Origin of the sequence: Yoonia sediminilitoris (genome assembly GCF_003058085.1) — a bacterium.
In the GTDB taxonomy this organism is placed as follows: Bacteria; Pseudomonadota; Alphaproteobacteria; order Rhodobacterales; family Rhodobacteraceae; genus Yoonia; species Yoonia sediminilitoris.
In genome coordinates this window covers 691,432-702,713 of the sequence record NZ_QBUD01000002.1, presented here as the reverse complement: position 1 = coordinate 702,713, position 11,282 = coordinate 691,432, and the positions used below count along the sequence as shown (strand labels likewise).

The 11,282-nt window shown below is 54.5% G+C and carries 8 protein-coding genes, 1 tRNA gene and 2 pseudogenes; 9 read left to right on the top strand and 2 right to left on the bottom strand.

From position 1 onward, the window contains the following. The 9 genes and pseudogenes from C8N45_RS08250 to C8N45_RS08210 form a co-directional block, all read left to right on the top strand. Positions 1-957 (top strand): IS3 family transposase (locus tag C8N45_RS08250; protein ID WP_108385724.1); only part of this gene is annotated, 957 nt, incomplete at its 5' end. A gap of 132 nt (positions 958-1,089) precedes the next feature. Next, a pseudogene (gene flhA / locus C8N45_RS08245) lies at positions 1,090-3,120 on the top strand (flagellar biosynthesis protein FlhA). After that, the gene (locus tag C8N45_RS08240; protein WP_181868910.1) at positions 3,117-3,899 is read left to right on the top strand and encodes a flagellar biosynthetic protein FliR; all 783 of its coding nucleotides are present in this window, start codon (positions 3,117-3,119) and stop codon (positions 3,897-3,899) included. The pseudogene flhA and the gene C8N45_RS08240 overlap by 4 nt, the downstream one beginning before the upstream one ends. Then, positions 3,896-4,978 carry an EscU/YscU/HrcU family type III secretion system export apparatus switch protein gene (locus C8N45_RS08235; protein ID WP_108385723.1) on the top strand — a complete coding sequence of 361 codons (1,083 nt, stop codon included), beginning with the start codon at positions 3,896-3,898 and terminating at the stop codon, positions 4,976-4,978. Before C8N45_RS08240 ends, C8N45_RS08235 begins: the two co-directional genes overlap by 4 nt. After that, positions 4,975-5,361, top strand: a complete 387-nt coding sequence (locus C8N45_RS08230; protein WP_108385722.1) for a hypothetical protein — start codon at positions 4,975-4,977, stop codon at positions 5,359-5,361. The genes C8N45_RS08235 and C8N45_RS08230 overlap by 4 nt, the downstream gene beginning before the upstream one ends. A gap of 157 nt (positions 5,362-5,518) precedes the next feature. Further along, positions 5,519-6,289, top strand: a complete 771-nt coding sequence (locus tag C8N45_RS08225; protein WP_108385721.1) for an ion transporter — start codon at positions 5,519-5,521, stop codon at positions 6,287-6,289. A gap of 45 nt (positions 6,290-6,334) precedes the next feature. Continuing rightward, positions 6,335-6,411: transfer RNA gene (locus tag C8N45_RS08220), tRNA-Arg, on the top strand. Positions 6,412-6,561: 150 nt separating this feature from the next. Further along, positions 6,562-6,873 (top strand): annotated as a pseudogene (locus C8N45_RS08215) (ATP-binding protein); the annotation flags it as partial. A 227-nt stretch (positions 6,874-7,100) separates the two neighbouring features. Continuing rightward, positions 7,101-9,095, top strand: coding sequence for a PAS domain-containing protein (locus C8N45_RS08210; protein ID WP_108385720.1), 1,995 nt, complete (start codon positions 7,101-7,103; stop codon positions 9,093-9,095). 45 nt (positions 9,096-9,140) lie between these two features. Here C8N45_RS08210 and C8N45_RS08205 read toward each other — a convergent pair whose 3' ends face one another. Beyond that, complete coding sequence (locus C8N45_RS08205; RefSeq protein WP_108385719.1) at positions 9,141-9,812, bottom strand: hypothetical protein; 672 nt, start codon at positions 9,810-9,812, stop codon at positions 9,141-9,143. Then, the gene (locus C8N45_RS08200; protein ID WP_108385718.1) at positions 9,813-11,210 is read right to left on the bottom strand and encodes a selenium-binding protein SBP56-related protein; all 1,398 of its coding nucleotides are present in this window, start codon (positions 11,208-11,210) and stop codon (positions 9,813-9,815) included. Positions 11,211-11,282 lie beyond the last annotated feature (72 nt).

Here is an 11,282-nt window from a genome sequence, read left to right as displayed (position 1 = left end):
CTTGAGATTATCCGGCTGGTCGAAGAAAGCCATCTGTCGGCACGTCTGACGCTGACCAAGCTCGGCATTCCACGCACCACATTTTATCGCTGGTATGATCGATATCTGCAGCGTGGTGAGGCTGGATTGCAGGATCAATCACCGAGGCCAAAACACGTTTGGAACCGCGTTCCTGACGAGGTGAAGCGCAAGGTTGTCGACTTCGCCTTGCAGGAAACGGAACTGTCACCGCGCGAGCTGGCCGTGACGTTCACGGATCAAGAGCGCTACTTTGTGTCGGAATCCACTGTGTATCGCGTATTGAAGGCGCACGATCTGATCACCAGCCCTGCGTTCATCGTCATCAAGGCAGCCAATGAGTTCAAAGACAAGACGACGGCCATCAATCAGCTTTGGCAAACAGACTTTACCTACATCAAGGTTCTGGGCTGGGGCTGGTTCTATCTCAGTACGGTCCTCGACGACTACAGCCGCTACATCGTCTCTTGGAAGCTCTGCACGAACATGAGAACCGAAGATGTGACAGACACGCTGGACCTGGCCTTGCAGGCATCAGGCTGCGATCAGGTGCATGTCGTCCACAAGCCTCGGCTGCTGAGCGACAACGGGTCCAGTTACGTCTCAGGCGACTTGGCGGGATGGTTACGGGACAAAGGTATGAAGCACTCGCGCGGTGCCCCGTATCATCCGCAAACCCAAGGCAAGATCGAACGCTGGCATCAAACCCTAAAGAACCGCATCTTGCTGGAAAACTACTTCCTGCCAGGTGACCTTGAAGCTCAGATCGAAGCCTTCGTCGAACACTACAACCACCAGCGCTACCACGAGAGCATCAACAACGTCACACCCGCTGACGTCTACTTCAGGCGGGACAAAGCCATTCTAAAACAAAGGGAAAGGATCAAACGAAAGACACTCGAAGCGCGGCGCTTGCATCACCGCCAGCACGCCGCATAATCAAACCAAACAGATGAGCCAAACTCTCTCTTAGGTTCGGACGCTCTTGGTCCCAAAAACCCTGACGACGGACAGAACGGCTTGTCACTGCGCGAGATTTTTCAACCGACCATTCTTCTGGCACTGGCGCTTATGGGCATCATAGTCATGATGATCCTGCCAATGCCCGCTTGGGTTCTGGACATTGGCCTCGCCGCATCCTTTGCGCTGGCCATCCTTATGTTCACGGTCACACTCTTCATTGATCGACCGCTTGATTTCTCGGCATTTCCCACCGTCCTGCTTGCGTCATTGATGCTGCGGCTATCGCTGAATGTTTCATCGACAAAACTCATCATCGGCGAGGGGCATACTGGCACGGATGCAGCTGGAGAGGTCATTGAAGGCTTCGCAATGTTCGTCATGAGTGGGAATGTACTTCTGGGGCTTGTTGTATTTTGTGTGCTGCTGATCGTTAACTTTGTGGTCATAAACAAGGGCGCGACCCGTATGGCGGAGGTCGGTGCACGGTTTGCCCTGGACGCAATGCCAGGCAAACAGCTCGCAATCGACAGCGATATGTCAGCGGGAGCAATTGATCACAACGAAGCCAAAATGCGCAGGGAGCGTGAACAAGCCGAGACGACATTCTTCGGTTCACTGGACGGCGCCTCCAAATTCGTCAAGGGCGACGCCATCGCCGGGCTTCTGATCACAGCCCTCAACCTGATCATGGGGCTGATAATTGGAATATCTGTCCACGACATGCCAATTGGTCAAGCCTTTGAAACCTACGCGATCTTGACGGTTGGCGACGGGCTTGTGTCGCAAATTCCCGCTGTTGTGATTTCGATTGCATCGGCTCTCTTGCTAGCACGCGGCGGCGCAACAGGCGCTACTGATTTGGCTTTGGTTGCCCAACTGGGCCGTCATCCCGCAGCGCTGGCCACGGTCGGTTTACTACTGGGGCTTTTTGCCCTTGTCCCGGGATTGCCGTTCGTACCATTTCTTGTGGGGGCTGTGACATTGGGGGGCAGCGCGTATGCCATGTCTGCTGCGAGACAACGCGCGGCAGACAAAGCGGCGGTCGTGCAAACCGAAGCGCCGGAAAAACCAACACAAACCTCAATTGGCGATGTACTGGACCTGGACGACATTCATGTCGAATTTGCACCCGATCTGGTGGAGATGGTGCTTGATCCAGGGACAGGGCTGGATGCCCGGATTGCCAATATGCGCAGCCACGTCGCCAGTGCGTTTGGGATGCTGCTGCCTGAAATAAGGCTGACGGATAACGCCGCCCTGCAAAACGGCACCTACGTTGTACATGTACAAGGGGTCGAACAAGTCCGTGATCGCTTGATAGCAGACCGCGTTCTAGCCCTACTGAACGATGGCGACGCGATCGACTTGCCCGGCGATTCAGTCAATGAACCCGTCTATGGCGCCCCCGCGCGGTGGATCGATGCAAGCAATCAGGAAAGCGCCTCGCTCGCGGGTTTGACAACGGTTCAACCGACCGAAGTTCTTGCAACGCATCTATTGGAGATTGTGAAGCGCAACTTTGCAAGACTTCTGACACATAAGGCACTGCGACGGCTGCTGGATGAAATGATTAACCTCAGCGATGTCGCCAGAGCCGAGGCGAACCGAAAGATGTTGGATGAACTGGTGCCTGACAAGGTTCCGATTGATGTCCTTCTGTCCGTCCTGCGTCTGCTCCTGGAAGAGAGAGTCTCGATCCGGAATATGCCACTGATCATCGAGGCCACCGCTGAAGGGCGCCAACTCTTCAAGACTGCCGACGGCATTGCGGAACATGTGCGGCAACGTCTTGGTTTTCAGATCGTGGCGGAGCTGCGCAGACCGGACGGGACGATACCCCTCGTATAGCTTGCCCCGGAATGGGAAGATACTTTCTCGACCTACGAAATACGCAGTGATCGCAGCAATGGAGACGTCGCGCTTCCGCCAGACAGCTTTAACCAGTTGGCCGATGGCATTGCCAGCAAACTTGGACAAGCGGCAGAGACGGGAACCTACGCTGCTGTGGTTACGTCGATGCGCAGACGTCGTTTCTTGCGCACGGTTATGGCTGCCAAGGGGATCATGAACCCTGTCTTGTCGTTCGAGGAAATAGGCATCGATGCCCGGCCGGCCCTTGTTGGGCTTGTCGCGGCATGATGGCAGAAATTGCACAGTTTGTGCCATTTGCGCAGGCAACGCTGTGGCTTGGCTTCGCTATTTTTGTTCGTTTGAGTGCGATCATGGCGGTTTTACCAGCCTTTGGTGATCAGCCGGTGCCAGTGCGCGTGCGACTCGCCTTGTCAATCATGTTCACGCTGATTGTCGCACCGACAGTTGCCGGACAAGTCGGTAGCGTGCCGGCCAACATGTTATCGGCACTTGGCCAGTTGGGGGCTGAAGTGATTGCAGGTCTTTTCTTTGGCGTCCTACTGCGCTTTTTCATCCTCATATTGCAGATAGCGGGGACGATCGCAGCCCAATCGACGTCATTGGCACAAATATTCGGCGGCACTGCGGGCGTGGATCCGCAACCAGCAATCAGCCATACCCTTGTTGTTGCCGGAACGGCGCTTGCTGCATTATCCGGACTACACGTTCAGGCCGCAGCTTACATGATACACGGCTACGACCTCGTGCCTTTTGGCACCATGCTCAGCGGTCAAATTCTGTCGCAGGCCGGAACCGGCGAAGTATCACGCGCATTTTCACTGGCATTTCGGCTGGCCGCTCCGTTTCTGATCGCGTCCCTGATCTACAATGTCACGCTGGGAATCATCAATCGGGCCATGCCACAACTGATGGTTTCGTTCGTCGGGGCACCCGCAATTACAGCTGGCGGTCTCTTATTGTTCTTGATCGCGGCGCCCATCATGCTCAGCGCCTGGATGCTTGCATTCAGTGAATTCATGGCCGCACCATTCAGGACGTGGCCATGAGCGACCAAAATGATGATGATGACAAGCAGTTCGAAGCGAGCCAGAAAAAACTGGATGACGCGCGCAAGAAAGGCGAAATCGCAAAATCGGCAGATTTGACCACTGCTGCGGCCTACGCCGGTTTCCTGCTAATCATGGCAACCTTCGGTCCACCTGCGCTTCTCAAGTTGTCGACGGTCATGAGCGTCTTGCTGCTGAGGGCCGACGAAATGTCCAGAGTTGCCTTTTCCGGTTCACTTTCACCCTTGTTCGGCGGTGTTTTTCTGCAGGTGTTCTCGGGTGTCTGGCTTTGGTTTGCAGCACCGGCAACAGGTGCCATTTTATCTATCATGGCGCAACGGGCTTTCGTCGTAGCACCCACCAAAATCAAACCTAAGCCCAACCGCATTTCGCCGCTTGAAGGTATTAAAAATAAGTTTGGGCGACAAGGGTTGTTTGAATTTGCCAAGAGCTTCTCCAAGCTGCTGATTTACTCAATTGTCATGGGCGCCTTTCTTGTTTCGCAAAGCGACAAGATATTTGGCAGCGTGGCGCTTTCGCCCGCAATGATACTCGCTGAACTGGGGTGGATGCTTATTCAACTGGTAGGGATTGTCCTTATCGTCGCCGCTGTCCTCGGCGGAATCGATTTTCTGTGGCAACGCGCAGAGCATGCGCGGAAAAACAGGATGAGCCGAAAAGAGATGATGGAGGAACTGAAGCAATCCGAAGGCGATCCGATTATGAAACAACAGCGGCGCCAAAAGGGCCAGCAGATTGCGATGAACAAGATGCTAGCCGATGTACCGCATACGGACGTTATCATCGTTAACCCGACTCACTATGCTGTGGCTCTCAAATGGGAAAGATCAACCGGTACGGCCCCTGTCTGCGTGGCCAAAGGTGTCGACGAAATCGCAGCAAAAATACGCGAATTGGCCCATGAACATGCAATCCCGGTGCATTCAGACCCACCAACTGCGCGCGCGCTGCATAGCGGCGTGCAAATAGGTGCGGAGATTAAACCCGAGCACTACCGTGCTGTTGCAGCAGCCATACGGTTTGCAGAGAGTATTCGGAAAAGAGCGCGTGAAAGATGAACCGAACGCAGAAATTAGAAGGCGTGAAAAGCCTCTCTTCGTTGAAATATGAGGTCATTCAGATGGAAATGGCAAAGCTGAAGGAGCGCGAGGCAACTCTTCGCGATACCCTGAGGCAACTGGCCGCAAGCAAACGGCAAGAAGCGACCCTGAGGCAACCCGATGACTCCGCGCTCATCGCTGGTGCAGGCATTCGTTGGCAGCAGTGGGTTGATCAGAGACGCGCTTCCGTCAATATGGAACTTGCACAGACACTCGCACAAAAGGAGTCCTGTATCGCGAGAATGAAGTTGGCGTTCAGCAGAAACGAAGCCGCGAAGGGTCTTGTCGAACTGGCACGGCAAAAAGATAAGGTCAAAAAGCAGCGACGCAGTTTCGAATAAAGGCAGATTTTCTCAAGGTTCGAGAAACGCGACTGATGTTCCGTGCGTTCCTAGACTTCACTCTCAGCGTCGGCATGATTAAGTGTTAGCAAGCACTATTTTATACTAGAACATTGATCGTCAGGCGACCCCACGCCCGCCCTTTTGAAAGAACACCATGACCTTGCGCACGCGCACCGCCGCCTTTCTGGAAAGCTCTACAGTTGCCGCTGTGATCATTGGAGTCATCATCTTTAACGCTATCCTGCTGGGGCTTGAGACATCAGACGCGATCATGGACAAATTCGGCCCGCTGATCCTGTTGCTGGACAATGCATGCCTTGCGTTTTTCGTGGCAGAGCTTGTGGTCAAACTCTTCGCCTACGGGCTGCGGTTTTTCCGTAGTGGCTGGAATATCTTTGATCTGGCCATCGTGGGCATAGCGCTTGTCCCCGCGTCGGGTGCATTTTCGGTCTTGCGGGCGCTACGTATTCTGCGGGTATTGCGACTGGTGTCTGTCGCACCCAGCCTGCGCCGCGTTGTCGAAGGGTTCGTGACAGCCCTGCCGGGGATGTTGTCGGTCTTTGTGCTTATGGCGATCATTTTCTATATCGGCGCAGTCATGGCAACAAAGCTGTTTGGCGCCGCCTTCCCCGATTGGTTCGGCACGCTGGGTCGGTCCGGCTATACGCTGTTTCAGATCATGACACTCGAAAGCTGGTCGATGGGTATCGTCCGCCCGGTGATGGATACCTACACTTACGCGTGGCTTTTCTTTGTCCCCTTCATCATGGTGACAACATTCGCAGTCGTGAACCTTTTGGTCGGCTTGATCGTGAACTCCATGCAGGATGCTCACGCAGAAGAAAGCAATGCAGCCACTGACGAATACCGGTCCGAAATCATTGCCCGGCTCGACGCGATCGAGAAGGCCGTTGCAAAGAAGTAGGGGCTTGCCAAAGACACACATCGCAGGCGATACCCCCGCACAAGCGGTCCCGTAGCTCAACTGGATAGAGCAGCTGACTTCTAATCAGCAGGTTGAGGGTTCGAGTCCTTCCGGGATCGCCAAATTATCATTATATATTAAATTCTTAAGTGAACAGAATTGAACGATCATTCCATGGAAGCAGTAGGGAACAGGAAATCACTGCTGCCGAAAGGCCGGGCAAATGGCTGAGATGCTGACCAAAGTCGACTTGGTCATTCTTCCCTCTCGGCAGATTGCAGCGCAATCGTCTGCAGGCAATGGACGAATTCGGCTACTGGCCGTTCAGCCCGTCAGGCAGTGCGTTGCTGTTCCACCGGCTCAGTAAGCTCTACGAGCGCACCAGCGTGGTTATCACAACCAACCTCAGCTTTAGTGAATGGGCGCAGATCTTCGGCGATGCAAAGATGACAACGGCCCTGCTCGACAGTCTCACACACCGCCGTCACATCCTTGAAACCGGCAATGACGGCTATCGCTTCAAAGCCAGTTCAGAAGCCGCAAAGAAAACAAGAAAGGGGAAGCCATCATCGACCACGACATGACCACTGAGACACAAATAAGGGGCGGGTCAAATCTAGATGACAACACCCTTGTCAGTTCTCAGTGACATCATGGCCGCCGCAAGGCTGGCAAAGACGACGTAACCGGCAATATCTGACTTGGTTACCCAGAAATGTCAAAACGCCCTCGGGTTGCATTGAATCACCTAATGCACTTTAAGGTTACGCAGGTCGGATTGATCTGATCGAACATTTCAGTGGATAGATCAATGGCAAACGAGATTAATTGGGGCGGGTCTCGGAAGTCAGTTGAACTACTTGGTCAGCATGTGGCCATGTGGCGCTGGGAGCTGGCGAGTGATCGGGTCCAATGGAGTGACGATCTGCTTGAAATTCTGGGCATAGAGCGTTCGGAGATCCTCGGGTCATTCAAGGCATTTGCACAGCTTGCACACCCCGACGACGCCATAGAAAACGAACGCCTTGTTGAATTGCATCTGAATACAGGAAATCCATACAGATTTCGGATTCGCATGAGGCACGCGGACGGCCACTATATTTCGATGTTAAGCCAAGGCACGGCGCTTCGCGATGCCGACGGCACGGCGGTGGAAATGATTGGCACCATGACAGGTATGAGTGACAACGTGGCTGCGATCACCCGGCAGGTTGAAAACGAACAGACATTCCGGTCACTGACCGACAATGTCCCCGGTGCCATTTTCCAATATCTTGTCGGCCCGACCGGTACTGATGCCATCAGATATATGAGCTCTGGTTGCCGCGACATCTGGGAGCTGAGCCCCGCAGAGATCGAGGACATTCCAACCAGAATATGGGACCTGGTCCATCAAGATGATCTTGCCGGGATGCAGGAATCGGTTTTGGCGTCTGCCGAAAAGATGCAGTTCTGGACCTATCGGTGGAGGATCGTCACCCCGTCAGGCAAGGTCAAACATCTTGATGGTCGCGGAATACCAAAGACCCTCGCGGATGGTTCGATTTCTTGGGATTGTGTAATTGTTGACATCACCAGCGAAGAGGAGTTGCGCTGCGAGCTTGTCAGACAGCAGGAAATCCTTGGGCAAGTCCAAAAGATGGACACCATCGGGCGCATTGCGGGGGGTATCGCGCATGACTTCAATAACCTGCTTGCTATCGTGCTGGGTAATGCTGAACTGATCAAGGACACGGGCCTGCCCCCTGATGAGATCGAAAGCTTTGATGCAATCATCAGAGCCTGCACCAGAGGCGGTGAACTGACCCGCAGGCTTCTCAGCTTTGCCCGCAAGTCACCGCTAGAGCCCGAAGATCTGGATGCAAATGACGTCGTCGCACAGTTGGGTGCCATGATTTCAAGGATCATGCCCGAGTCCATTTCCATTAAAACCATTTTGCAGCACGGTCTTTGGGAGTGCCATGCAGACCGGAGTTTTCTTGAGAATTCGCTGCTGAACCTGTGTATTAATGCCCGCGACGCCATGGACACGGGCGGCAAGCTGATGATCGAGACCCAGAATATTCATTTGACCCAGGCCGACCCAGAGGCCTACGCCGAAGGTATGGGACTGGGTGATTATGTCGCGATTTCAGTCACCGATACGGGCACGGGCATTCCCTCTGGCAACATCAGCAAGGTGATCGAACCATTCTTTTCCACAAAGGGGCCGGATCTGGGGACAGGACTTGGACTTGCGATGGTGCATGGGTTCGCACAGCAATCCGCTGGTACATTGCTGATTGAAAGTCAGCTTGGCGAAGGGACCAGAATCAGGCTGCTTTTGCCGTCAAACGCGCTGGTTGCAGGTCGCAACAAGGGCGTGGCCAATCCCAAGAAAGTCACGAAAGTTGCGGGTTATGGCGCCATTCTAGTAGTTGAGGATGAGCCCGGAATCCTGAGCATGCTGCGCAAAATGCTGACCGCCGCTGGTTTCGAGACCTATTTTTGCGGCGATGCAGATCGGGCATTCGCGCAATTTGGCAACGATGCCGACCATATCGATGTCTTGCTCACAGATATGGTCATGCCGGGGAAGTTGCAGGGTCTGTCATTGGCTGCAAAAATGACGGAAAGATACCCAAGAATGCGTGTGGTCTGCATCTCGGGGTATGCAAGTGAGGCGCAGCAGAGCCCTGCGGGATATGACATGGTAGACAGCTTTCTTACGAAGCCCATCAGCCGGATTGATCTTATTGATGCGCTTAACCGATCCGTCGAAAAAGCGCGCTTGGTCGAGGGCCTTGGTCTGTCCCGAAAAATCTAGTTACCCAAGCTTTCGCAGCAGAGCTTGGCTCCTGTGCACCCTTCTTCAGCTACTATGCTGGAGTGCGGAATAGATCCCGAAGGCGCCCACGATGATCAGGCTTAACGCCCAGACCAGATCAAGGTTGAACCATGTCTTTGACAGAAACCGCAGCCCCAGCCAGAAATAGATGATGACGGCGATCACTCCGCCTGCGGCTGTCATGGCTGCCGTATGAACGCTGGCCACCAAAAACGCGGTGGGGATATTGCCGCGCATCAAATCGCCCGCAGCCTGATGGCCTGCGTCGGCATCAACAGCGCATAGCCCAAGAAACAAGGGCACCAACATCAGCCCTGCCCCATGCGCATTGGCGGCAAGGAACGACCAAAGTGCCAGTCGCGCCGGATGCACGCGGGCCAGAATTCTGGGGTGTCTTCGGTTAATCACCAGATAGATCCCCATGGCGATGACCAAGAGACCCGCCGCAACCCGGATTTCAACCTGCCAGGCGACAAGGATCAGCATCATGGAAAACGGCAGCAGGATCGCAAGCATCGCAAGGAAATGCCCCAGCGCCAACAACCCCAGCGCCTTGGGCAGGGCGCGCGGCTTGCCTTCCATGAGGGCGGCGGACACGGCAAGTGGCCAGCCCATACCCGGGTTCACGCCGTGGTAGAGCCCAGACAAAATGACGGCCCACCAAAGGGCCGCCATCGTGCTGACGTCAGCAATCATCTAGACGTTTGGATAACAGAAACTGTCGGTGGAACAGTCTCCCCCTTCCAGCCGGATCTGATGCGCGCGGTAGCCTTCAGGGAAATCGACGTAGAAATCCTGATCCAGCGCAAAATTGCCGCCCTCATTGCGGGCCATGACCATCTGGCCGCCCTTGTCATTGGGGTAAAACTGGTCATCCCACGTGGAATAAAGCGAGTTGGTCCAGTAGACCCGCTTTCCGTCGCGGCTGACCTCGACCATCTGCGGCCCGTAAGCAAAATCCTTGCCATTGGGGTGCTTGTGATGGGCCACGATCCCGCCCAGTTCGACTTTGCCCGCAAGGACCGGATTCATCGGGTCCGATACATCATATTGATGCATCTCGCCCAAACCCCAGCAGGCCACATAAAGATACTTGTCATCAAGGCTCAGGTCGATATCCGTGACCAGCGGTGGCACTGCGCCAAAACCCTTGAGCAACTCAGGCAGGTCGTCTGCATCGGCAGGGACAGGGTCAATTGTGATCGTCTTTTTGGCCTGCCATTTGCCATCATCACCGCGCCACCACGTGAAGATCGCCCCTTGCAGGTTTGTGGTGTCGACCACGACGCCGCAAAAGCCGTAGGATTTTGTCGGGTCATGCGCAGGCCTGATTTCCAGCGCCATCTGGTGATTTTCGCCCAGATCAATGGTTTGGACATTCTTGCGTGCGCGCAGGTCCCAGAAATGGATCTTGTGCCCGTATTTGTTCGACAGCAGGTCCTCGGCTACAATCCCGTTTTCGAACTGCGGGGGCAGACCCCATTCGGAACTGACCATGTAATCCTGCGGCAGGTTCCACCAGAAATCATAATGCTTGTCCTGTTCGCCGCGGTCCATCTCGTACTGGCCGATGATGTCGAAGGTTTCGCAATCCATGATGAAAATCCCCGGAGGACCATCCGTCCCGTCCGGACCGCCCCCACCAAGAGTGGACACATAGATACCCTCTGGACCACAGTGGATCGTATGCGGGCGTGAATAGCCGGTCTTTGCGAAAATCTCTTCGGGTTCGATAGTTTTGTGGATTTTGGCTTTCAGCGGATCCTTGACGTCGATCACATAAATCCGGCTGGACCGGATGCCGGGCACGATCAGATAGCGGCGTTCCAGAAAGGCATGGCCCGTCAGTGGCGACAATGACGATGAACAGGCGTTCCAGCCGAAATGGTGGAACTCATCACCCTTGTAGGGGACAATCACCTGATGGACGATCTCGCCGTATGTCTTGGACGACGGGTCCAGATCAATCACGGCGATACCGTCTGATTGCGACCCATCGGGACTAAGCATCACGGTAAAGCCGTAAGTCTCGACCGGGGCTTGCATCGCCAGTTTGGCCGATGCGTGGAAAGTGGGGTCTGGTCTTAAATTCATAATAGTCCTCCCAAAAAAATAAAATTCTGCCTCCCCTTGCCTGGGGAGTATTGGTTTTGGGTCCATTTGGGA

What these genes read in the sequence shown, in the direction of transcription:
- C8N45_RS08240 (WP_181868910.1), top strand. Translation starts at nt 3,117, where the DNA reads ATGATGGCAGAAATTGCACAGTTTGTGCCATTTGCGCAGGCAACGCTG.
- C8N45_RS08235 (WP_108385723.1), top strand. Translation starts at nt 3,896, where the DNA reads ATGAGCGACCAAAATGATGATGATGACAAGCAGTTCGAAGCGAGCCAG.
- C8N45_RS08230 (WP_108385722.1), top strand. Translation starts at nt 4,975, where the DNA reads ATGAACCGAACGCAGAAATTAGAAGGCGTGAAAAGCCTCTCTTCGTTG.
- C8N45_RS08225 (WP_108385721.1), top strand. Translation starts at nt 5,519, where the DNA reads ATGACCTTGCGCACGCGCACCGCCGCCTTTCTGGAAAGCTCTACAGTT.
- C8N45_RS08210 (WP_108385720.1), top strand. Translation starts at nt 7,101, where the DNA reads ATGGCAAACGAGATTAATTGGGGCGGGTCTCGGAAGTCAGTTGAACTA.
- C8N45_RS08205 (WP_108385719.1), bottom strand. Translation starts at nt 9,812, where the DNA reads ATGATTGCTGACGTCAGCACGATGGCGGCCCTTTGGTGGGCCGTCATT.
- C8N45_RS08200 (WP_108385718.1), bottom strand. Translation starts at nt 11,210, where the DNA reads ATGAATTTAAGACCAGACCCCACTTTCCACGCATCGGCCAAACTGGCG.